This is a genomic window from Metamycoplasma hyosynoviae, assembly GCF_004365165.1.
In the GTDB taxonomy this organism is placed as follows: domain Bacteria; phylum Bacillota_I; class Bacilli_A; order Mycoplasmatales; family Metamycoplasmataceae; genus Metamycoplasma; species Metamycoplasma hyosynoviae.
This window is the reverse complement of sequence record NZ_SOCH01000002.1, coordinates 243,824-268,862: the sequence shown is the minus strand read 5'-3', so window position 1 is coordinate 268,862 and position 25,039 is coordinate 243,824. Positions and strand designations below refer to the sequence as shown.

The 25,039-nt window shown below is 25.1% G+C and carries 21 protein-coding genes; 14 read left to right on the top strand and 7 right to left on the bottom strand.

Going from position 1 to position 25,039, the window contains the following annotated elements; all coding sequences use genetic code 4:
- The first annotated feature begins 3 nt into the window (after positions 1-3).
- The 5 genes from JN03_RS01070 to JN03_RS08730 all read left to right on the top strand — a co-directional run bounded on the left by JN03_RS01070 (position 4) and on the right by JN03_RS08730 (position 7,546).
- A complete protein-coding gene (locus JN03_RS01070; RefSeq protein WP_036443911.1) occupies positions 4-1,023 on the top strand; it encodes a hypothetical protein in 1,020 nt (339 codons plus the stop codon).
- A complete protein-coding gene (locus tag JN03_RS08745) occupies positions 1,017-1,661 on the top strand; it encodes an RDD family protein (RefSeq protein ID WP_134076506.1) in 645 nt (214 codons plus the stop codon). The genes JN03_RS01070 and JN03_RS08745 overlap by 7 nt, the downstream gene beginning before the upstream one ends.
- Positions 1,662-1,768: 107 nt before the next feature.
- Positions 1,769-3,955 (top strand): ATP-dependent helicase, encoded by a 2,187-nt coding sequence (locus JN03_RS08740; protein WP_235187854.1) that lies wholly within the window; start codon positions 1,769-1,771, stop codon positions 3,953-3,955.
- Entirely contained in the window at positions 3,945-5,483 is a 1,539-nt protein-coding gene (locus JN03_RS08735) for an MHO_4530 family protein (protein ID WP_134076505.1), read from the top strand. Before JN03_RS08740 ends, JN03_RS08735 begins: the two co-directional genes overlap by 11 nt.
- Positions 5,484-5,638: 155 nt before the next feature.
- Entirely contained in the window at positions 5,639-7,546 is a 1,908-nt protein-coding gene (locus JN03_RS08730) for a M13 family metallopeptidase (RefSeq protein ID WP_036457223.1), read from the top strand.
- 78 nt (positions 7,547-7,624) lie between these two features.
- Here JN03_RS08730 and JN03_RS01045 read toward each other — a convergent pair whose 3' ends face one another.
- A complete protein-coding gene (locus tag JN03_RS01045; protein WP_036444580.1) occupies positions 7,625-8,083 on the bottom strand; it encodes a hypothetical protein in 459 nt (152 codons plus the stop codon).
- Positions 8,084-8,094: 11 nt separating this feature from the next.
- Positions 8,095-9,081, bottom strand: coding sequence for a ZIP family metal transporter (locus tag JN03_RS08725; protein ID WP_036440161.1), 987 nt, complete (start codon positions 9,079-9,081; stop codon positions 8,095-8,097).
- A 116-nt stretch (positions 9,082-9,197) separates the two neighbouring features.
- Between JN03_RS08725 and JN03_RS08720 the strand changes: the two genes are divergently transcribed.
- Complete coding sequence (locus tag JN03_RS08720; protein WP_134076504.1) at positions 9,198-11,132, top strand: MAG3240 family lipoprotein; 1,935 nt, start codon at positions 9,198-9,200, stop codon at positions 11,130-11,132.
- Positions 11,132-12,181, top strand: a complete 1,050-nt coding sequence (locus JN03_RS08715; protein ID WP_051601311.1) for an HxHSH motif-containing lipoprotein — start codon at positions 11,132-11,134, stop codon at positions 12,179-12,181. The genes JN03_RS08720 and JN03_RS08715 overlap by 1 nt, the downstream gene beginning before the upstream one ends.
- Before the next feature lie 18 nt (positions 12,182-12,199).
- On the opposite strand, the gene JN03_RS08710 is transcribed toward JN03_RS08715, so the two are convergent.
- The 4 genes from JN03_RS08710 to JN03_RS08695 all read right to left on the bottom strand — a co-directional run bounded on the left by JN03_RS08710 (position 12,200) and on the right by JN03_RS08695 (position 17,055).
- Positions 12,200-13,363: an ABC transporter permease subunit gene (locus JN03_RS08710; protein WP_119863669.1), complete on the bottom strand. Its 1,164-nt coding sequence runs from the start codon at positions 13,361-13,363 to the stop codon at positions 12,200-12,202.
- Positions 13,351-14,313: an ABC transporter permease subunit gene (locus JN03_RS08705; protein ID WP_119863668.1), complete on the bottom strand. Its 963-nt coding sequence runs from the start codon at positions 14,311-14,313 to the stop codon at positions 13,351-13,353. The genes JN03_RS08710 and JN03_RS08705 overlap by 13 nt, the downstream gene beginning before the upstream one ends.
- A gap of 11 nt (positions 14,314-14,324) precedes the next feature.
- The gene (locus JN03_RS08700; RefSeq protein ID WP_134076503.1) at positions 14,325-16,226 is read right to left on the bottom strand and encodes an MYPU_1760 family metalloprotease; all 1,902 of its coding nucleotides are present in this window, start codon (positions 16,224-16,226) and stop codon (positions 14,325-14,327) included.
- Positions 16,227-16,290: 64 nt separating this feature from the next.
- A complete protein-coding gene (locus tag JN03_RS08695) occupies positions 16,291-17,055 on the bottom strand; it encodes a hypothetical protein (RefSeq protein ID WP_134076502.1) in 765 nt (254 codons plus the stop codon).
- 164 nt (positions 17,056-17,219) lie between these two features.
- Here JN03_RS08695 and rsmD point away from each other — a divergent pair, with 164 nt between their 5' ends.
- The 6 genes from rsmD to JN03_RS00980 are packed head-to-tail and all read left to right on the top strand — an operon-like array spanning position 17,220 to position 21,729.
- Complete coding sequence (gene rsmD / locus JN03_RS01005) at positions 17,220-17,765, top strand: 16S rRNA (guanine(966)-N(2))-methyltransferase RsmD (RefSeq protein ID WP_134076501.1); 546 nt, start codon at positions 17,220-17,222, stop codon at positions 17,763-17,765.
- 48 nt (positions 17,766-17,813) lie between these two features.
- Positions 17,814-18,443, top strand: a complete 630-nt coding sequence (gmk, locus tag JN03_RS01000) for a guanylate kinase (protein WP_036440138.1) — start codon at positions 17,814-17,816, stop codon at positions 18,441-18,443.
- Entirely contained in the window at positions 18,443-19,189 is a 747-nt protein-coding gene (locus JN03_RS08690; protein WP_036440135.1) for a PP2C family protein-serine/threonine phosphatase, read from the top strand. Before gmk ends, JN03_RS08690 begins: the two co-directional genes overlap by 1 nt.
- Positions 19,190-20,206, top strand: a complete 1,017-nt coding sequence (locus JN03_RS00990; protein WP_036444559.1) for a serine/threonine protein kinase — start codon at positions 19,190-19,192, stop codon at positions 20,204-20,206.
- Positions 20,207-20,209: 3 nt separating this feature from the next.
- Positions 20,210-21,049, top strand: a complete 840-nt coding sequence (gene rsgA / locus JN03_RS00985; RefSeq protein WP_036443887.1) for a ribosome small subunit-dependent GTPase A — start codon at positions 20,210-20,212, stop codon at positions 21,047-21,049.
- A gap of 35 nt (positions 21,050-21,084) precedes the next feature.
- Complete coding sequence (locus tag JN03_RS00980; protein WP_134076500.1) at positions 21,085-21,729, top strand: ribulose-phosphate 3-epimerase; 645 nt, start codon at positions 21,085-21,087, stop codon at positions 21,727-21,729.
- Here the strand turns inward: JN03_RS00980 and JN03_RS08685 are convergent.
- A complete protein-coding gene (locus tag JN03_RS08685) occupies positions 21,718-24,525 on the bottom strand; it encodes a hypothetical protein (RefSeq protein WP_134076499.1) in 2,808 nt (935 codons plus the stop codon). The genes JN03_RS00980 and JN03_RS08685 overlap by 12 nt on opposite strands.
- Before the next feature lie 126 nt (positions 24,526-24,651).
- On the opposite strand from JN03_RS08685, the gene tsaE reads away from it, so the two are divergent.
- A complete protein-coding gene (gene tsaE / locus JN03_RS08680; RefSeq protein WP_200868350.1) occupies positions 24,652-25,038 on the top strand; it encodes a tRNA (adenosine(37)-N6)-threonylcarbamoyltransferase complex ATPase subunit type 1 TsaE in 387 nt (128 codons plus the stop codon).
- Position 25,039: the final 1 nt, after the last annotated feature.

The following is a 25,039-nucleotide window of genomic DNA, read 5'->3' as shown; positions in this document are numbered from 1 at the left end:
GAAATGAATGAAGAAAAATTAATTACTTTTGTTATCCCAATTTATCATCCTACAACTACAAATGTAGATGCTATTTTTAAGAATTTAAAACAACAAAAAAATCAGAATTTTAATATTGTTTGTTTGATAGATGATCCTTATAGTGAAGAGTTGGTTCAAATCAATAAGTATCTTGAAATTTTTGATAAGAGAATGACATTAATAATTAATTCAACTCACAACATTTTATCAGAAGTAGTAAAGCAAGCACTTGAATATGTACAAACTGAATACACTTATTTCTTGCTTTCTTATTCACAACTGAAAAATGAATTCACAAAAGTATTCAACCAATTTATTTTAGAAAACAAAAATAATACTCCTGATTTTATTGAAGTTCCTGGGTATTGTAGACAATTAAATGATCACGATTTTTATAGAACTAAATTTGAAGATAAAAAAATAATTAATTTAGAAAAATCATTAGATCCATTTGTTTTAGTAAGTCCTTATTTATTTAATTCAATTTCAAAAACTTCCATATACAAAAGGATTTTTTGTGAAATGAATATTAAATTTACAAGTTTCCAATATACATCTTCTATAAAATATATTTCACTTCTTTTATCGAAAACTTTTGTTTATTTATCAAATATTTGGATTCAAGATAGCAATAATTTATTGACTTTATTAAATCCTAATAATATTGAAAAAGAATGAAAAGAAATAGAAAAGTTTGCAAAGACTTTTGAAAATTCTGATTTAATGACTTCGCTTCAATTTGCTAAAAAAATGCATTTATTTTATTTCACTGCTGGGTTTTTAGGACAACTTGCATTTTCTAAAAAAACAAGAGAATATAAAACATTAAATAATTTAAAAAGTGTACTCAAATTAAACATCACTAAATTTATTCAAAACCAATCATTTGATTTAAACACTTACAACAATTTCATAAATAAATGAAAAATAGTAATTCCTACTGATAAAGAAATTTTGGATTATAAAAACTGAAAAAATATTCTAAAAAAATTCATATGGTAAAAAATCAAAACAAAAAAGCACATCCATTTATCCGAATATTAGCTTCTATTATTGATAGTACTTTGTTTTTGATTTTTGCTATTTTTTCTTCTTTTATGGTGTTCAACTATAAAAAAGGAATTTATTATCATATTGCTAATTATTATGTTTGGCTATTTTTATTAATAAGTTTTCTCATATTTTTTTATATAGTTTTACCTATTATCTGAAAAGGAAAAACAATTGGAAAAGCAATTTGTAAAATAAAATTAATACAACAAGATGAAAAGGAAAAATTTTCAAACAAGGTTTTTGATTCACAAAGACTATTTTCGTTTTTATGAGTTTGTATATTAACTTCATTTATATTTTTTATTAGTCCAAACACATTTATTCAAGTATCTCAAAGAAGCGAATTAAAACTTTACCAAAAGGTTTTTTTAACAATTCCAACTGTGCTTTCATCGCTTACAATTATTACTGAATTAGTATTCTTATTCAGTGTTTTTAGCGAAAGAAGAATTGGATTAAATGATAAATTTTCTAATACGTTAATTGTTTGAGACAATAAATTTGATGAAGAAGATTTGACTTCAAAAAAGAATCTAAAAATTAAAAAGATACCTAGAAAATTAGCTGAATTGGACTTCATGAACTAATAACAACTTTATCAAATTTGAAAAAATGGTAAAATTAAATAGAAGGCAAAAATTTTTTGCTATTTTTGTTAATTAAGAAAAGATTTCATCTTCAAGGAGGCAAAAATATGAGTATATTAAATTTAGATAGTCTAAATAAAGAACAAAAGAATGCCGTTTTATATAATGAAGGTCCTTTGCGAATTATAGCAGGAGCTGGTGCTGGTAAAACGAAAGTTCTTACTAATAAAATTGTTTATTTAATAGAAGAATTGAGGATTGATCCTGAAAAAATACTTGCTCTAACTTTTTCTAATAAAGCAGCTAATGAAATGAAACAAAGAGCTTTTGCTTTAATTGAAGATGCTATTACTTATCCAACGATTTCTACATTCCACTCATTGTGCGCCAAAATCTTACGTAGAGAAATCCACGTAATGAATTTTCCTAATGATTTTCAAATTATTGATGAACTAGATCAAAGAGAAGTATTGAAAGTAGTTTATTCAGAACTTAATATTAGTCAAAGTTCATATACTTATAATTCACTTATTTCATTTATTCAAAATCAAAAGAATTTATTGAAAACTCCTGAAGATTTAGAAAAAGATTCTGAATTAAAAAATGATATTAGGACAAAAATATATAAACACTACCAACAACACTTAGATAAAGCTCATACACTTGATTTTGATGATTTACTTGTTTTTGTTCATAGATTATTCTATTCGCCAAAATATACAAAAGCAGCTGAAAAATGAAGTAATGAATTTACTCATATTTTAGTTGATGAGTTTCAAGACACTAGCCTGCTTCAATATGAAATCTTAAAACAGCTTGCTAAAAATACTAATCATTTAACAATAGTTGGTGATCCTGATCAAACTATTTATTCTTGAAGAAATGCTGATATTAATATCATAATGAACTTTGACAAAGACTTCAAAAATACACAGACCATTAAGCTTGAACAAAACTATCGTTCTACCAAAAAAATACTTAATGTAGCCAATAATTTGATTTCTCATAATAAAGTTAGATTTGATAAAAAGCTATTTACAGAAAATGATGAAGGTGTTGATGTTGACCTTTTTGTAGGATTCAACGAAGAAGCTGAAGCTAGGTGGGTTGCACAAAGAATCAATGAATTGAAAAAGCAACGTGTTCAATTAAAAAACATTGCTATTTTATTTAGAATCAATAGTTATTCACGTTCTGTTGAAGAAGCGCTTATTAAAGAAAATACCATTTATAAATTGTTTGGTTCTATTAAGTTTTATCAAAGAGAAGAAATAAAAGATACACTTGCATACCTTCGTGTAATACATGATGGAAGTGAAATTTCACTTCTTAGAATCATCAATAAACCTTTAAGAAGAATAGGCGAAGCAACAATTGAAAAACTTCTAAGATTCGCAGAAGAAAATAAATTAGATCTATACAAATGTTTAGAAACCAAATTGAATGATATTCATAATAAATTAGGTATTAGTGTTGAAACTATAAAAAATATAGCTATTTTAATTAATGCTATAAGATATGCGCGCAGTGCCTTGAAAAATAATTCTATTTCGTTGACAATAAAAGATTTTATGATCAACAAAATTGGTTATTTTGAAGATATCAAAAAATCTGAAGAAGAATATGAATCAAGAATGGAAAACTTCTTGAGTCTAATATCCGCAATTGAAAACTGAGAACAAAAAAACAAAGGCGGAAAAATAGATGAATACCTTCAAGAAATTACTTTGATAACAGATAGAGATGTTGAAGATGATGCGGCAAGCTATGTTTCATTAATGACTGTGCATAACGCCAAGGGTCTTGAATTTGACTATGTTTTTGTAATTGGTTTAAGCGAAGGGATATTCCCATTAAAAAGAGCAATAAGCATTTCTTTAAAAGAAGATTTTTCTAAATTGAATAATGTAAACAGTGAAAAATATGAAAATATTGAAGCACTTGAAGAAGAAAGAAGAATTGCATATGTTGCAATGACAAGAGCAAAAGAAAGACTTTATTTATCGCTTGCTTTAAATAAGAATAGTAAAAGAAGTAGATTTGTTTTAGAAGCAGGTATTAGAGAAAGAAAAATGTTTATAACAGCTAGTCAATTCAAAAATGCTATTGATATTACTGATAATGATTCGTTGATAGTCGGAGATTATATTTCACATAGTACTTATGGAATTGGTCAAATAGTCGAAGTTAAAGATAAAGACATTATTTGTGTAAAATTTGCTGGTGAAAAGAAAATTAAAAATATTTTAAGACATCATGAATCAATCAAGAAATGAGAATCAAATGATAAATAATGTTTGGTTTTGATTATTCACTGGCTTTAGTATTCTTGCAATTACTATATTTTTAGTAAATATAATAAGATCTATAAATCTTAAATATATCCAATCACAAAAGATATATTCAGGATTTTTATTATTTAATATTGATTTAATTAATCGACGGGTAAGAATAAATAATGATATTGATGTATTAAGATTTTTACCTAATTATTTAAAAAATTTAAAAATAGTTAATGGTATGTGATTTAGTATGGAATTATTTATTTCAATATTTTCTTCTGATACGCAGAAATTATTAATTGATGCTTTTAATCCTAATACAAGTAAAACATCAGAATTTAAATTAAATATATCAATGGATAGTTTTGGAATTAGAGAAAAAAAATATAATCTAATTTTAGAAAGATATGATTTAAACTATTTTTATGGAACGTTATCTTGAAATGAAATAGAAGATTACGAACCGTTTATTGCAGAATATCAAACATCTAATTTTGTAATTAATAATGATGCTGAAAAATGTCTATTTTTGAAATTAAATAGCGAACATTCTTTTGAGAAAAAAGAAATTATAAAAAATTTAAAAAATATCATTCCAAAAGTACTTTTTCAAAAAGTTTTCCTATGAACAAAAGGTGATAATTTATATATATTTTATAATGAAAACGAAGGAATAGAAAACATAAACTCAATATTTTTTAACCTTCTCCAATCACTTAGAAAATTCAATAAATATTTTGATCTTGTTGTTCTATTTTCTAATGATGTTTTACAAGATGTTAATGAATTTAATTTTAATATATTATGCAATTTTTGTAGATATAAAAATAGTCTTAAATCGGAAAATCAATTTAATTACATTGAAATAAATAAACAGTTTTTAGATCAACAAGAATATAAATTTTTCTTGAAAAAATATAATGATGCTATTGCAACTGTAAATAATGGTGAATATGTTTTAAATAAACAAACCACTATGAGTTTTGATGAAGATATTAAAAATACAATTCTATCCTTGAATTTTTCGGATGCTTGAAAGAAGAAATATTATCGTGAAAATTTTTCTAGAACTGATGTTTATGAGTATTTGTTCTTACACTTCTTACAAAATTTCAAAAAGTTTAATTTCAATGATTCTCTACTATTAATAGAAGATTACACTTTCAATTACTTGAATATAAATTATTTGAAGAAAATTCAGGACTGAGAAAATAATGAAGAAATGTCTTATATAGTAAATATTACTAATAATTTAAACCTAGAAAATTTGTGAAGAAAAATAAATTCATTATCTGATAATAGCTATCGGATTGGAATTAAAATAAATAAAATTGATGAAAATGTTTTCTTCTTTTTAACAAAAACAAATATTAAATATTTAGTAATTTCTAGTTCGATATCAAGTGATTTAAATAATGAGAAAAATGTTCTTTATATATCAGCACTTTTGAACTTTCAAAAATCAAGACAAACAAAAATCATATTTGAAAATTTCAATAAGGAATATTACAATAAATTCTTATATAAATTAAAATCATAATATGAAATTGATTTGAAAAATAATCTCCTTCAAAATTAAAATTGCAGGAGATTTTTATTTGAAATGAATTTGCTAAATGCATTAAAAATTATTCGTTTTATATTAATATATTTATATAGATTAACTATCTATTACAAGAAAAAAAGGAAAAAATAATGGATAAAGAATTATTAAAAAAAGACTTCTATGAAGCAATAAATGGTAAATGAATAAAAGAAAATGATATACCAAAACATTTGACTGGTTGAGGGTCTTTTTATGAATTAGATGAAAATATTAAAAATCTAAAAATTGATTTATTAAAAAAATGAAAAGCAAATCCTGATGAAATAAGGAATGAGTCTATTTTATTAGAAATGGTTAAATTTTACAAATTAGTAGGTAATTGAGATGCACGTGAAGAATATGGAATTAAACCTGCTTTAGAACTAATAAAGGAAATAAATCAATTAAAAAGTTGAAAAGATATTGAAAAAAATTACAAGCAATTTTCTTATATTAATAGATATTTACCTATTCACTTTTTTATTATAAATGATTTTAAAGATAGTAAAAAACAAATTTTGTGATTTGATTATCCTGAAGTAATCTTGCCATCAAAAAATTATTATACTAACCCTGCACAACAAGGCAACTTATTAAACGTTTGAAAAAATATGGTTTCAAAATTATTAAATATATATTTTAATAAAGATAAAGAATTAGTTGAAAAACACATAAATAATGCAATTAAATTTGATGAAACATTAGCAAAATTCATACTCACACCAGAACAAGAAGCAGTGTTTACATCGTTATATAATATGAAAGATATTGATTATGTTGCTAAAAAATGTAGTTTCTTAGATTTTAAGAAAATTGCTTCTGAAATAGTTGGTGGACAAGAAGTTAAAGAAATATGTGCACCAGCTTTAGATTTCTTAGAAAATCTAGATTTAATTTATAAAAATAATTTTGAACTATTTAAATCAAGATTATTAATTGATACTTTATTGTCAGCTGCTTCATTTTTAACTGATGAATGTAGATTGATAGCTACAGAATATACTAGCGCATTATCTGGAATTAAGTCTTTCCCAAAGGATAAATATGAAATTAATGCAACTATGAAATTCTATGATATGCCTTTTGGAATGTTTTATGGAAAGACCTATTTTGGAGAAAAAGCTAAGAGTGATGTTGAAAGAATGGTAAAAGAAATGGTAAACATTTATAAAAATAGAATTACCAAAAACACATGATTAACTCCGAAAACCATAGAAAAAGCAATTGAAAAATTAAATGGTTTAGGTATTCATATAGGTTACCCTACTGAAATAAGACCATATTATAAAGACTTTGTTGTTTTGGAATATGAAGGTTATAATGCTCTCATAAATAATATTTCTAAATTTACTTATTTAATAAATGAATATAAATTTAGTCAATATCTAAAACCAGTAAATAAAAAATTATGATCAATGTCACCTGCTAAAGTAAATGCTTATTATAGTCCTACCGAAAATCAAATTGTATTTCCTGCCGCTATTCTTCAATATCCTTTTTATGAATATAATAGAAACACTAGTGAAAACTATGGTGGTATAGGTGCTGTTATAGCTCATGAAATTTCACATGCATTTGACAACAATGGTTCTAATTTTGATGTAGATGGTAATATGATAAATTGATGAACAGAAGAAGATAAAAAGAATTTTGAAGAAAAAACCAAACAAATGATTGAACTATTTGACAATCAAGAAATTGAATATGGTAAATGTAATGGTAAATTAACAGTTTCTGAAAATATAGCAGATGCCGGCGGAGTGGCTTGCGCAATAGAAGCAGCTAAGAAAGAAAAAGATTGTGATCTTCAAAAATTCTTCTTGAGTTTTGCGACAATATGAAGAATTAAATATAGAGAAGAAACTGCAAAATTACACTTGCAAATAGATGTACATGCACCTGCGAAATTAAGAACTAATATTCAAAGCAAAAATAGTGATGATTTCTATAAAGTTTTTGATATCAAAGAAGGTGACAATATGTATTTAGCACCTGAAAAAAGAGTGAAAATTTGATAGAAAATTTTAATAAAATATTGAAATTAAAAAATTAAAAAATACCTTTCACACAAGGTATTTTTTAATTTTTTCTTTTTTTTATTTTTGGGCGCCTTCTAGTTTGATTTGCCCCTCACCTTCCTTACCGTAAGCCTCACATCCAACTTCTCAAAGTAGTATAGGAATTCCGGTTTGATCCTTTGAAAAAGTTATTGTTAAATTATGTCCATAAAAAAGTGAATTTACATCTGGAAAAGATAGTGTTATTATTTTTTTGAAATCTTTATCATTTGGTAAAAATCTAAATTTTCCACTATGTACATATTCGTTATTTTTTTCTGCTATAAATTTATTTAAATTTGTATAGTCATAATTAGTATCTATTATGTATTTCTTTTTTCCTTCTAATGTTATTTCAAACTGTATTTGATTTTTTATTTCTTCTACTTGTGATGAATTTAGTTGAGCTACTTTTTGAAATCTATTTTCACATTTGACTGAAATTAAAGGTAATGATGTAATAGCTATTATTGGCAGTGATAATAATATTTTTTTCATTTTATCTCCTTCTAAGATGTATTAATTATTTTTCCTACAATTGATGAAACCTGATTGTGAGAGTGGAAGCTTAATAAGATTAATGTGAATACTATTGATAAAGCAAATATTATTAAAGTGATATAAATTCCTTTTTTATCCATATGTCTATAGTGGATAAATTCTGGTACGAGTTCAAATATAGACATAAAGATAATTATTGCTCCGCCTAATATTTGGAAGGCTGGGATTACTCAACCAGCTCTATCTAAATATTTTCCTAGAAATGCTCCAATGAACATTATTGGTATTATGAGCAAAAGCGAGACAAAGTTAAATAAAATAGATCTCTTTTTTGTAAATCCATATTGCAATTGACGGTAGTAAACAATAATTGCTTCTAAGATTATATGTATATTAAAAGTAACTATCAATGCTACATTGGCTTTGTTCAATCCATTATTAGTCATTTGATAGACTGATAGGCCAAGTATTAGTCCATCAATAATTCTATGACTTAACATCATTATGATTGCTGTTCATGCGGCTTTAGGGTTATCAATATCACCAAAAGACATCAAGTGTTCAGAGTGGTCATGTTCATAGTGTTCTTTATGAAGATCGATTTTCTTTTTATCAGATAATAAATATCTTCCTAAAATAACAATTCCAAGTCCTACTATTGTACTTACCCCAACTATTAAAGCAATGTAAAGCTGTTCATATAAACTATTTCCGCCTGTTAGTATTAAACCGCCTTGTGGCCCTTGCTTGTGAAATCAAATTTCTAGTTGTATATAGCCTTCTTTTAGAAATCCAGCAGAACCTATCATCAAGAACATTCCAGTAGAAAATGTATATAAATAGATAGACTTTTTAGAACTTGGCTTTATCTTAAAAGCGGACATTATACCCATAAATATCATAGGTATACCAATTAGAATAAGAATAAAAATTAATAAATTCAAAAATACAGTTAGTTCTAAATTGTAATTAAATTTTTCAATACCAAAAAACATATCACTGTACCCTTCTATTATTAATTATTAATGTTAATATTAATATATAATTATTAATAAATGCATATTTTTTTTAATTATATTATAATAAAAAATGTAGAAAAGGAATAAAAAAAATGACAAAAAAGTTAATGTATAGTTCAATTTTTAGTGTATTATCTTTTACACCTGCCGTTTTTTCTATTTCTTGTAGTCAAAAAAATAGCTATTTAGATATAAATAAAATATCAAGAAAATACTTAAAAATTTTATCTGGTAATCAAATTGCTATTTTTCATAACCAAAATAAAATTTTTTATTTTTATGAAAAAGGTAAGAGATTATATTTTCAATCAGCAGTATTTGATGATAAAAAAAATGAATTTAAGTTATTTAAAGATAAAAATAATTTTGTTATATACAAGCCTGACTTTACTTTCAAAAAAACTTGATATCAGCAATTAAATCAATTTAATTCTATGAATATAATAGAAGGAAATGAAAAAACTAATATTTCTAATATTTTGACAGAATATCCATTCGAATCAGTAGATGCAGCTAATGGATTTAATGATGATTGATTTTTAGCAATGTCACAAAAATTAGGATTTGATTTTAATAGAGCTGGCGATCCTTATTTTGCTGATTTGCAAACAATAATATTCAAAGTTATTTTTGATTTAAATACTAACTACAATTTTTTAAATTCTCGTAGAATGGTAAATGTGAATAATGAATCTGTTTTGAAAAAAACAGTTTTTAGACCAGATTTTATACAAGCAAAAACCTGATTAGATGATGCACATGAATTTGAACGTGAAGTATTCAAAAAATATTTAGTTCTCTATTTAAATAAGTTTAATGTTGGTGTTAAAGATATTATTATTGATTGAAAACAAGCTAAAGCAGAAGAATCTTTATCTAAAGAAACTGACTTTGTATCATTCAAAATAAAGGATATTATTGATTTTAATGATAAGTCAATAATGCCAGTTGAAAAATTAAATAATTCCTATTATATAAATGATTTTCGAAAATATGATACTGATAAAAAATTCGGTTTAGGCACTACTGGAATTAAATCTGATGAATTACCTCTATTTAATGAATATATTCCTAATCCGCTTTTATTGATTAATGGGAAAAATTATTTAACTGTTAATGATAATATAAACCATTTTGTTAAAGGCGCATTAGAATATGACTTTTGAAATTCAAAAGGATTAATTTATTTATTCAAAAATTTTATAAATGATTTTTTTGAAATTAAAATTCCAAAACACAAACAGAATGAAGACATTTTATATAAGATTATTGATTTTGAATATACACCATATCTTGAAACAAATCAAATATTGAAAGCAATAGTTAGAGTATTTAAAAAAGATAAAAGTTATAAAGATTATGTTTGATTTAGTTCAAACTTTGATGATCATGGACATAGATTAAAAGGTCAAATATTTAAAAATAAATATTACGATTCACAATCATCTAGTCCTGAAAATTTAACAACAGAAGACATTTGAAACTATACTGGATTAAATAAGAAAATCCCAAAAGGGATTTCATTTAAGGAGTTTTTTAATTTTCAACCAGTTAAAAAAAATGAAGTTTCAACTGAAGATATTAATAAGGTTTACACATCAGTAGCATTCTATAAATTACTTTTAAAAGCTACAAACAATTTACAAGATTTTAAATATTGAAATAACGATATTAGACAAAGTTATGAAGCGAGTTTTTTGCATACTGATTCGTTTCAAATAAAAATATTAGCTTCATTTATAAACAATTATATGTTAGCTTACGCCCTGAATAATGAAGAAGAAAAATTATTTACGGGTGTTAAAAGAATAGATATTTCAGTTTTACCAACACCATATGAAGTTGGTAAAATCCATCTAAAACTCGACTTTATGTCATATGCTGGCGAAAATGATTATAAATATAAAACAGAAGGTGAAAAGAAATTAGTATCTGTTTACATATATTGAAATGATTTTAAAGGATATGAAAAGAAAAGTGATTATAAAGAAATTGAAATTGAGAAAATTGTAGAAGGTGAAGAATAATGAAAAGAAAGTTTTTAATTAATTTACCCTTACTATCAACGCTTTCTTTTGTTCCTACAATTTCAATGGTTTCTTGTAAGTCAGAAGATTATGAAAAACTTTTAACTGATGATTATGATATGCCTATTGAAACCAAAAAATACAATTTTTTAAGTTCTGAAGTTGTATCCATAAAAGAAATTTATGACAATACTTTAACCCCGCTTTTCATTGAAGTAAAAAATAATTATTTTCAATATAAAAAATATGCAAGTGTATTTAGCCGTGAGTTTTCATTTTTAAAAAATAAACTTAGAGAATTAAGAATAGTTCAAACCATTCCAAATAATCAGGAAAAAATATATGAGTTTCAAAAAAAATGATTATTAGAGCCTAATAAAGAAAATAAGATAGAAAGTGATAGTTTATTTGCTAAATATATTTCTAAGTTTTTATTAATCTATCAAGATGTTAATGCAGTTTTAGTTGATATTAATTTGAAACTAGATTCACAAGAATTTATGGATCATTTGTTAGTTATAGATGGAAGATTGTCTGGAAAAGACATAAATATTGCCAAATTAGAAGCAAGCTTAAAATCAATTTGAAATTTAGCTAAGCTTTTAATTTATGATCCAAATAGAATAACTAAAGAAGAGGATTTGGATAAGGTTAATTTAGAAAGCGATAAAACTAGTCATAATCATTCACATGCCATAATAAATTTGACTAATGAATTAGGTTTATGGCATAAGAAATTGGGAGAGAATTATAAGTTAGAAAAAGATATATATACTACTGCATTTGCACAAACGATCCCACATATTGTCGATAACCCTAATCAATTAGTAGTGAATTCAAATCAAAAAAAAGCATTAGAGGCATTAAGTAAAATCTTTGAAACTACAACACAAATTGTTGGTGGTGTTTCACAAGAAATAAATAAAGATTGAAAACTCGAAAGTGAAGATTTTAAGAAAAAAGGTCAATCACTTCTTGATGAATTGAAGAAAAAATTAACTATCATTAGAGATAGTCAAGGTCTAAAAAATATAGTTGATTTTGATTAAACCGCATAAGCGGTTTTTTTATATCTTTGGATTAAAAGTTGAAGAAAGTGAGTTAGATAATAATTTAAGCGAAATTGAAAAAAGACTTATATAAACGCAAATTACAATTAAATATGAAATATTTAAGCTTATCATTGAAATAGATTCTTTAATTACCATTCCAATATTTAAGTTATTTGTTTCATTAATAAATTCTAAAAACGCAAGAGAAGAAATTATCAAAATATCCATTGTGAACATATCAACAAATAGAATTAAAAGTGATGGTAATATGTAAGTGAATAAATGACGTTTTGCTACTTGAAAATTATTTAATCCAATAGCTTTGGCTGCAATAATAAATTCTGTTTTTGATACTTCTTCAATTTCATTTTTCGTCAATTCATAAAATGAAGCTCATGAAACTAATAAAAATGAGATCAGAATTTGTCATGGTTTAGTCCCAAATAAAATAGTAAATATGAATATTCAAATAATAGTAGGAACTGAGTTAATAATAGATGCTATAACATCAATAATTTTGCTTCATCATTTTCTTTTGTTGAATGAATAAAGTGAGGCTAATATAAAGCCAATTAAAATATTTCCAAATAGTGAAATTGTAATAATAATGATAGTTGTAAAAATTGAAAGTATGCTACGTGAATATATATCAACACCATTTTGGTTGGTGCCTAAAATATATTGTGGAATTTCAATTTTAGAACCTAAGTTTATGTTCATAGCTTCTAATAATTTATAAGGATTATATTGAAGAATAACAATATCAGTTGTGATGTTTATTTGTCCGGAAGTATCATAAGCTGAATCAAAATAGATTTCAAAAATAGGTGATATTCCGAGTTCACTGGCTCTTGATTTTTCAAGTTCGCCTAGTTTTCTAATGAAGTTTAATGTTTCACCTTTATCAAAACTCCGAGTAACTATTTGATTGTAATATGAAGGTAAGTTATTCACAAATATGCTATCTGATACAGATTTAGTTGCTGAGTTTTTAACGAAGAAAAGCGCAATTATTAAACTTAAAAAAATAGCCAAGAAAAACACAAATGCAAAGATATTTGTCTTTTTAGAAAAGAATTTCTTTCAATAAAGTTTTAAAGAAGTAGTTTGTCTAACTGCTTGTGCAGTGGGTTCTTTTCTTTTTGCTGGTTTTAATAATTGGCTATTTATCTTGTCCATAATTTAGCCTTTCTAATTCTAATAAAACTTAGATCGTACAAAGTTGAATCTTTTTGCATAGGATTAATATAAATTAAAACAATTGAAAATATGAATTTTGTAATTAATAAAAATGATAAGTTTCATACGAAATAAAATAGTATTAAATCCATTTCGGCATGTTTAAATGCATAAGCTAAAAAGATACTTTGCCCCGGGATTGAAAATATTCTTTCAATAACCATTGATGATGAAAATAGTAGTAAGTAAAATGGGATTATTACTTGAAGTTCATAAATAAAAATATTTTTTAATAAACACTTCTTAATAAGCGAATTTTGACTTAAACCAAGGGATTTATGGAAAATATAGAAGTTGCTAGTTATTATTTCTTTTGCTAGTTTTCTAGCTCTTGAAAAGAATAAGCTAGTACTACCAAAACTAGTAATTAGAATAGGTACTAAAATAGAAATAAATGTATATTTTGAACTAAGTATAAATTGTGATGGATATTTGAAAGTATTAGATAAAACTAGCGAAACTATACCGATAATTATTAAAGGGAATGTAGCAAATAAAGTAATTATGAAGTTGATAAGAATATCAGATGTTTTATTAAATTTATATGCTGAATAAATACCTAGTGCATTGCCCACAAAGAAACTAATTATAAATACTAAAATAGTAAATAATAGTGTTCATTTGAATTGGTTTAAATATAGCGATGGAATTGATAAGTTATTAGCATTTAATTCATAACTATATATCTTGCCTTCATTTGTAAAAAATCGCTTTATTCAAGCACCAAAACGAAAAAATATATTTTTTTCAATTTGTGAATAGACAGCTAGATTTTTTTTGATTTGATTTTCAAAAACAAGATTAATTAAAAAATAAATAAGAATTATTGATACAAAAAATATAGCTGTATAAATTCCTATTCTAGTTAATATCTTTCTTGTTTTATTCATTTTATAACCTTTTAATATTTTACAAAACTATAGTAGTAGTTATCAATTTCTTGACCTAATGTGTCAGTGGTTTTTTCATAATTTAATTTTAAGATGTGCGAATTAAATAATGCTTTTGTATTTTTTTGAATCTCAAAACTTTTTCTTGAGTTAATAATTGATCTTTGAATTTCATTTTGAATGTTAAATTCTTTTTTGAAATCAATATTAACTTTTTCATCTGCATCATAATCGCCATTATTATTTTTATCTTGTCAAATGAAATATTTGAATTCTTTATCGCCAATTAAACTTTTTTTAATATCTTGAATGTTAATTAAATTACTATAATAAGCGTACATTGAAGATGGCTTATTTAAAATCGAAGGATTATATTTTCTATCTTCACTAAATGAATTTCATTTGGTTTTTGTAGTGAAATTGGTATTAAATAAGTTTAATTTTACATTTTTGGTTTTAGTTCCTACTTCATAAGTTAAATAAACATTATTTTTAGAATCTATTCCATTATTTGATAGGTAACCACCAAGTCTTATATTTTCATAATCGCTATTTTTTGTTTTATTGTTGAAGATAGTCTTATATCCCATATAACTTATAGTTTGTCCATAACCAAATAAATCTAAAAATGTTTTATAGAATTTTTTTAGTTGAACATTGTTTTCTGTTGCAGGATATATTTGTTGGCCATAAATATTTCTGAATTGTTTTAGTTCGCCATCAAATACTCAATTAGGAGCAGCTATTTTCACATTATAAGAATTTAAACTTTTTGGTTTAAATGCTAAGTTTCTTAATGAATCTTCACCATAAGCAGTTAAATGAATTCCATAATTATGTCCATAGTCATCAACTTTATCGAAATATAATATTCCATTAGGATTTGTTGAGCTTTTTGCAATTCTTTTTGAAGTTGAATAAATCATCTTCATAAATTCACGAGGAATTAATTCTTCAAAAGAATATAAATATTCAATTTTTCCACTTTCAACAGGTTCGCTAAATTTAATAGGAGATTCATAAGTGTTATTAAAAGTATATTCAGTAGTATTTAATGAATTTCATTTTTCAGGGTTTTCTATATTTGTATAGTTGGCATAATTAAATAATTCTCTAGCTGAAAAACTTTTATATAAAGAATTAGGATATGAAAAAATTGATTTATTTCCAATATCTCAATTGGGAAGATTAGTAATCGGTTTATAAGTTTCATCATAAAATAGTGATGATTTAAATTCTTTCAAGAATTTTATATTATTAGCATAAGTTGCGATGTAATGAATGTTAGTTGAAAGTTTATAATCTAGTTCATTGGAATAATTTGGATCCGATAGTTTGCCTGAGTTATTATAAACATTAGCAACGTGGTGAGTGTATTCATGAACCAAAGTTGGAAGTACCATTTCAACTTTAATGTCATTACGTAAATTATCTACTTTTCTAATATTGCCATTTTTATCACGAACTATTTCGGTAGTAAAAAGTGCAATTTCTTTACTATCAGGAGTATAAAAACCATTTACTTGGTTAGTATTAACATTAGTAAATTTTTTATTGATAGTAATTTTAGGAATTTCAATTATTTCAGGGCCATATCAAGCTCTTTTGTGAAATTCACGTGACAATAGTTCAAGTCCTTCTATACCAAAAAAGTATTTTGGATTGTTGTCATAATCAATAGCATAAGGATATTCTTCAATTTCTAAAAATTCATTTTTTATAGAGATACCTTCACTATATTCAGCAGCACTATTTTTCTTGTTATAAACAATAGGGGTATTATTATCAGGTTCTTGCAGTTTTTCTCATTTTTGTTTTAAAACTAAATAAGTGGCAAAGCCAGCAAGGCCCGCAGTAAGAAAAAGAAAAAAAACGATTAAGAAAGTAGCTCATCCAGGTATTTTCTTTTTCATTTTTTTCTCCTTTAAAAATAAATAATATCATTTATTAAAATGATATTACGGGAATTATTAATTATTATTTCAAGTGATGAATTCTGTATTTTTCTTTAAGTTCAGTAGTTTCGGTAGGTTTGTCTTTATTAAACACAAATGTTTTTTCAAATATAATTTCACCTTCGCCTTCGTGGTGAGCATGGATATGTAGGTGTTCCAAATCAAATTTGAATTGTAGTTTCTTTTCTTCTTCTGATTCAGGCTCTTTAATTTCTACAATTTGCTTTAAGAATGTAAGTAGTTCTTCGAATGATTTATCTTTGTAAGTTTTTAATTCTTCTGCAGTTTCTCTAACTGTTTTTTTTCATTCTTTTTTAGCTTTTGTAGCTAATGTATAACCACCAATTTTAATGTGTTCAGGAACTTTTTCGATTTCAAATCCAATGATTTCAAATCTTTCGGTTGCTTCTCTTCCATTAATAGTTTGAGTGATATCTAAGTGAATCATACCTTGGTCAGCATGATCATGTGTAGAATCTGCAACTTTATAAGTTGCACCTTCTGGAATTCCAGAAAAATCAAAAGCAATATTGAATTTAGTTAAAACTTTTTTAATGTCTTCTAAAGTTTTTGCTTCTTTTGCTTCATGGACAAAGTGATGTGTTTCTTCTTCTTTAGTGGTTTTATCAGCAATTTTTAATCCAAGTTTTTCTTGATATTTAATTTTTTCTTCGGGTTTTGTTTCAGGGGCAGAAGGACAAGATTTTGAAATTAAAGCTACTGATGTAGAAAATACAGCTATTGAACCTAATACACTTGAAAATATAATTTTTTTGCTATGTTTCATTAATATAATTCTCCTTGAAAATGCAAAATATATTATACTTTAAGTTTTGAAAAATTGTAAAAAATAAAAAAAATTATTGCATTTTTTCTAGAACTCAATTTATAAAAAAAATGCATTTTATAAAACAAAAACCATACAATTAAAATCTATATAATTTTATTATTATGCTCAGAATCATAGCTGGAAAATATAAATCTAGAAGATTAATTACACCTTCAAATGAAACCACTAGACCAACATTAGATCGTGCTCGTGAAGGACTTTTTTCATCTATTCAATTTGATATTGAAAATAAGATTTTTTTAGATCTTTTTGCGGGTAGTGGAAGTTTTTGCTTAGAAGCTTTGTCTCGTGGAGCTAAACATGCTATTTGTATTGAAAAAGACCATAATGCTTATGAAATTATTCTAAAGAATAGACAAGCTTTAGGTGAAAAAAATCTTGAAGTTTTTAACATAGATGCATTAAGTTTTTTAAAAAAAACTAATTTACAATTTGATTATATTTACTTAGATCCACCATATAAAATCACTAATATTTTAGATGATTGTTTGCAACTAATTGTTCAAAAAAATCTCTTGAAGAGTGATGGAATTATATTTGTTGAAACTAACCAACAATTTTTAAATTTCGCAAATTCATATGAAATTTTGAAAGTAAAAAAATATGGTAAAATTTATATCTATTACATCAAATATAGAATATATTAATTTAAAATTATATTAATAATTATTAATCCGTAATCATAAGGAGTAATTATGAAGCAAAACAAGAAACTAATTATTTTTTCAGGTCCTAGTGGCGTAGGTAAGGGAACTGTAGAAAAAGAATTATTTTCAGATCCTAGTTTAAAACTGAAACTATCAGTTTCAGTTACTACACGTAGACCACGTGAAGGCGAAATTGATGGTGTGCATTATTATTTCGTATCACAAGAAACTTTTGACATTTGTTTATCTGAAAATAAATTAATTGAATACTCAATGCATTTTGATAATTATTACGGAACATTATACTCAGAAATTAATCGTATTATAGAGCAAGGCAAAATACCTTTCCTAGAAATTGAAACTAATGGCGCAGAACAAGTTATTGAATACTATAAAAGATATAACAAAAGTGATGAAATTGTTTCAATCTTCCTAATGCCACCTTCATTTAAAGAACTTGAAAAAAGAATTATCGGACGTAATACTGAACCTACCAAAATTATTAAAAAACGTTTAGCTAAAGCCAAAGAAGAAATCGGTCAATCAAGTTTATTTGAATATATTGTAATTAATAATAGTATTGAACAAGCAACTGAAGAAATTAAAAAAATTATCAATAAGGAATTTAATAACATAATAAATACAGAAAAAGAAGCAAGCGAAGGAAGGAATGCCTAATGAACTATTGTTTAAAATCAGATGTTGGTATTGTTAGACCTGAAAACCAGGATAGGGTCGGAATGGCTATTAAAGGTAAATGAGCGCTTGCAATTTTATGTGATGGTATGGGAGGACATGCTGGAGGTTCTATAGCATCAACAATTTCAATATCTACTTTTGAAAATTATTTTAACCATAATTTCCCTGAAGATACTGACTACACTGATAAAAAAACAATAAAAGCTTGATTTGTAAAAGCATTAGATAGAATTAAAAATGAATTAAATATCGCCGCTAAAAAAGACCCTGGATGTGCAGACATGGGTACTACTTTAACGGCGACTTTAATTTATCCATCAGAAAAACAAATTTATGTGTTTAATGTAGGTGATTCACGTACTTATATTTATAATGGACTTTTACACCAAGTAACCGAAGATCAAAATGTGAAAAACCAGTGAATTCGTGAAGGCGTAATGAAACCTCATGAAGCCGAAAGACATCCTTTTGCCAATAAATTAACTAGTTGTTTAGGGCCTAACAAAGTTATGACCCCTGATGGCTTTGTATATAGTAAAGAATCGAAAGCTAAATACATTGTTTTAACAAGCGATGGGCTTCATGACTGAGTAGAAAAACCACTTTTTGAGCGTATTATTCAGGCTAATAATTTAACTCTAGAAGAAAAAGCTAATACTTTGATTAACTATGCAAAAAAGAATATGTCAAATGACAATATGTCAATTGTTCTAGTGGAGTTATAAATGCTAGATTTATCTAAATATAAGAACTTAAACAAAAATTTTGAAGATTTTAAGCCAATAGGTAGTGGCGGTTTTGGTGCGGTTTATAGTGCTACAATGAAAAAAACTGGTGAACGTTATGCTATCAAAATTTTAACTTATGCAAATATTCAAAGAATGCGTGCAACTCAATTTAGATTCAAAAATGAAGTTGAAATGATGAAAAAAGTTGTTAGTCCATATGTTGTTCAACTTAAAGGTGCTTATATTCCTAAATCAGATCCAAATGATAAAGAATATTATCTTGCAATGGAACTTGTTGAAGGTTCAAGTTTGAAAGAAAAATTGGAACGTAGAAAAAAGTTGCCAGTTGATGAAGCTATTTCTATAGCTCGTGAAATTTGCTTAGGTCTTGTAGATATTCATAATGCTGGTATTGTTCACCGTGATTTAAAACCCAACAACATTCTTTTCAATGAAAATGGTGTTGTTAAACTTATTGACTTCGGAATTTCTTTAAGCGAAGAATCGCTTAGAGTTACCGAAGATAATAAATTGGTAGGTTCAGTGCAATATGTGGCACCTGAACTTGTTGTTAAATCGCACTCGCCGTCACCTCAAAGTGATATATATTCACTTGGTATTATTATGTATGAAATGCTTTCAGGACATTTGCCTTTTGCTGGCATGGATCACAAAACCATAGCATTAAAGCATGTTAATAGCGACCTTCCTCCCCTAGAAGGAGTAAACACTTTAATACCTCAAGCAGTTGAAAATATTATTATTAAATGTACAGCAAAAAAACTAACTGATAGATATGAAAATTGTGAAGAACTTTACCGTGACCTTGAAACTTGTTTACAACAAGAACGTATTGTAGAAGATAAAGTTACACTTAAATCTAAGAAGAAAAGAAAAACATTTAAAGAAATTGTTAATAGTAAAAAATTTACAATTTCACTTATTGCATCAATAGCAGGAACACTTGTACTTCTAGTAATTTTATTAGGACTTCACTTTGGAGGAATAATATAGTTTATGGAAAAAGGCAAAATAGTTAAATCAATATCTGGTTTCTTTGACATAAAAAATGAACGTGATGGCAAAATTTACCGTGTCCGTGGAAGCGGTAAATTGCGCTTATTAGATATGCAACCAATTGTAGGTGATTATGTTGAATTTGAACCTAATGAATTAATTCATAGAATTATGGGAAGAAAGAATTTCTTCATCAGACCCAAAATTGCCAATGTTGATCAAGCTATTGTTGTTATGTCCTTAGTTGAACCTGAATTCAGTTCGCTTTTAATTGACAAGTTTTTAATTATCATTGAAAACAAAGGTGTAGAACCTATTATTGTCTTGACCAAAAAAGATCTTACTTCTAAATCTAAGATTGATTTTTACAAAGAACAAGGATATAAAATTTTTGAAATTAACTATCAAACCGAAGAAGGCTTTGAAGGACTTCGTGATATTTTCAAAAACAAAACTAGCTTTTTTGTTGGTCAAACCGGTGTAGGTAAAACCACTTTAATTAATTATTTAGCTAAAACTAATTTTAAGACTCAAGAAATTTCACTTGCTTTAAATAGAGGTAAACATACCACACGTGAAGTAAGTTTAATAGATTTTAATGGAGGGGAAATTATTGATACTCCTGGTTTTTCTTCTATTGAATTTGATCTTACAATAAATGAAATGCCTACTGCATTTAACACCTTTAGAGAAGCTAGCAAGCTATGCAAATTTAGAACTTGTAAACACTATCAAGAACAAGAAAAAGACTGCGAAGTAAAAAGGCTAGTATCACAAGGAAAAATAAAACAAGAGCGTTATAACAACTATTGCAGCTTCTTAGAACGCTTGTTACATTAATTGCTATTAAAATTTTTATAAAAAAAAGGAAAAATATGAAAAAGATTAGTCCATCAATTTTAGATGTAAAAGATAACCAAATTGACTATGTTAATACTCTTATTAAATGAGGAATTTCAAATATTCATTACGATGTAATGGATGGTGAATTTGTACCAAACACTGCACTTAGTTTTGAACTTATTAAGCAAATAAAAGATAAGTGTTTAGTACATACAATGGACATTCATTTAATGGTAAAAGATATCAAGAAATATTATGAAATGTATAAAAACATTGGCGATATTTTGACTTTTCATTTTGAGGCATTAAATAAAGAAAATATGAATTGGTTAATTTTACAAGCAAAAAATGATAATGTAAAAATTGGCTTAGCATTAAATCCCGACACAAATATTGATGAAGTCAAAGATCATTTTAAACATTTTGCTCTTATATTGGTGATGAGTGTTTTTCCCGGAAAAGGGGGACAATCTTTCATTGAAGATAGTTTTGCAAAAATTCAAGCAATAAATAAATATAAAAAAGAAAACAACCTCCAATTTATTTTGCAGGTTGATGGTGGTATTAAAGACCACAATATAAAATCTTGTTTTGATGCAGGAATAAATTTGGCGGTTGTCGGTTCTTATCTAGTTAAGAATTTTTCTAAAGAAACTGTAGATAAATTATTGAGTTAAAGTCTTATTTTCACTTACTATTTTAATTAGTAAATCTAAATCTTTTTCCATATCGTTTAAATGATTTATATTCTTTGTAGGAATATTTTCAAAATATTTATATGAAAAATCAATTAAATGTTTTGTAAACATTGCTGTTAAATTGAAGACTGCATTTTCATAATTTGTAAAATTATTTATTTCTAATAATAGTTTTTCATTCTTTTTATTATATTTAACAAAGAAATCATCATATTTATCTATTTTTTCCTTATATTTTTTATTTAATAAATCTAAATATAAAATAAATCCATCAATAACTTTTAATGACGTTGTTTTTTTATGGTCATCCAACGTACTCAAAATTGACGAAATTTGTTTGTTAGTTTTTTCTTGGAAGATGGTATATTCATTTATAAATTCAAACAAATAATCATAAGGAAAATTACTTGAAATATAACTATAAATATTATCTTCTCTTAGTATTGTAAAATCATTTTTAAATGTAGTGCTATATGCATTTACTATATATATCATATTAATCAAATCATTGATATTAATGTTTGAATTATTTGTTATATTTTTATTGATTTCATCTACTAATTTTTGGTAATTTGTTTTTATTTCTTGCGGAATTATTTCTATATTTAATGATTTGTTTGTTTCTTGAACTAATTTGTTTAGTTGAATTTTTAATGTTTCAATGTCATTTGGTAATTTTTTTATAAATTGTAAACTATCATTTATTGTTTTTACTAAAGATGTTAAAATAAAATTTATTGTGTTTATATTTTGTATATTTCTAAATTTATCATCTTTTATTTCTTTAGCAAGTGTAGAAATTCCTGCAATAATTTTTGAATATTTAGGTTCAGAATATTCATTTGCAAGATTTTCTATTCTTTTTAACATAGTGATATATTCGCTTACCTTATTATCTAAATTTTCAATAAAATCTTCATAATATATGAAGAAATTTTCTAAATTGCTAATTGCCGATTGTTTGTCCAGTTGTATAGATGCACTTTTATATTTTGATTTTAATTCTTGAAATGTCTTTTCAAATTCTTTAGTATCATAGATTTCCTCATATTTTTTTAGTTTATTATACAAATTGTTCTTTTTTTCTTCAAGATCATCAATGTATGAAATTTTACTTTTCTTGCTTTCTTCTTCAACTTTCTTTACTACATTATCAATTTTTAATGTTAATTCATTAAGTGAAGAAAGATCATAAAATGTTTTAATATATTCTTCAATGTATTTTTTTATTTCTAAATTTACATTGTTTTTTTCTTTTTCGCTAATTTTGAAATCTTTATTGTAATAAATATTTTCTATTTTTGTTTTAGTAACATTGAATCTATCGATTAATTCAAGCAATTTTTTTAAATTACTTACTTCATTTTCAATTCTCAAGTTAAATTTGCTAATAGACAAAAATGCATCAAAATATTCAATGTATTTATTTTGAGTTCATTCATTTATATCTTTTAGTTTTTTCATTTTTTCATTAAACGTAATAAGTAAATTTTGGAAATTTATAGCAAAATTTATATTATCTTTTAATGGTGAATTTTTAATAATGTTATTAAAATTTATGGAATTTAGATTTTTTTGAATATCATAAATTTTTTTTGAAATATCTAAAATATTAGATATATTCAACAATGTGACACCAGTTTGTATTATTTCGTTTTTAGATATGCTAGTTATTTTTTCTTTAATACTTTTTAAATACGTTTGGATTTGTTCAACATTTGCTAATTGTGATAATTCAACTTTATTCTTAACTAAAATAGCGGAAATTTTTTCGATTTCTTGTTTTAATCAATCTTTTTCTTGTGTTTCGTTAGTATCAAGTATAGTTTTAAATTTAGTATATCGATTATTTATTTCATCTAATAATATATTTCTATATTTTATTTCAATTGAAGTTTTGGTAACTGGAGTATCTAACTTGTATTTTGTTTTAATTTCATTCAATTCTTTTAATATATTATCTTTATATTTTTCTTGATTATCTATTTCAGAAAAATTCCTTTTAAATAAAATAGTTTTTTCGTCAATTTTTTTTAATTCTTTTTTTGAATTTTCATCAAGTTGATCTTCTAATAATTTTTCTTTTTCTTTTGATGCAATTTCTTTCTTTATTAGATCAAGAAAATTAGTTAATTCATTTTTTGCATTTGAATAATCGATATCTTTTAAATTCTTATTTTGTAATATTTTTTTAAATTCATCTAGCTTTTTATTGGATTTCGTTTTTATTTCCATATATTTTTCGCCATTTATTGAATTAAAAAATTTTTCTACTATTTCCAATTCTGTTTTCAATTGTTGATAAGCATCAACACTTTCTTTGGGTGTTTCATTTTCACCGTTTTTTCCTGTGTTGGGTTTTTCTATATCTTTATTATTTGTATTATCTTTGTTAGTATTATCAAAGGGTTCATTGGTATCGTTTTTTTTGGGTGATTGGTTTTTGTTTTTAAAACTATCAAATTTTTCCTTTAACAGTAATAATTGTTTTTTGTAGTCTTCTTTTCTTAAATATTTATTGTCAATTACATTTTTAGTTTTGGATATTAATTTCAACAATTGTTCATATTCATCAATATTATTTTCCTTTATTTCTGTTGTAATTTTTCCCAAATATTCTTCAACTTCAAGATTCAAATCATTTAGTGATTTTCTTTCTTGCTCAGTTTTCTTTACTTTAGATTTTAAAGAAGCTACTACTATTGTAGGGATTAGTATACTAGCTACACCAACAGGTATAGCAGTAGACAAAATAATTTTTGTTGTTTTATTCATTTTACACCTCATGTTTTTTTAAAAAAACGGGGGTATTGTATCAAAAAATAAAATGATAGTTATAAATATTTTTACAAATTATTATTTTTGGTGAATTTGTAAATGCGATAGTTTATAATTTCAAATATGAAATTTACTTTTGCACATAACGAGAAATTGGGTGTTTTGGTTAGCTATTTGTTAAATATACCAAATTTGCAAGCAATACTATTAAATGGTGAATTAGGTTCTGGCAAAACAACACTTGCAAAAGCAATTGCAAAGCAATTGGGAGAAAAAAAAACCGTAATATCTCCAACGTTTAATTCAATTTTAATATATGATAAATTGGTGCATATTGATGCTTATAAAATGGTAGGAAATTTATTTCCTTACGAAGAGTATTTCGAAGATAAATTAGTAATAATAGAATGAGCGGACAAAATTACGCATTCATTTACTAATTATGTAGAAATAGATGTGTATGTAAAAGATGGGAAACACATTTTTGAAATCAAGAAGGAAGTAAGTTAAT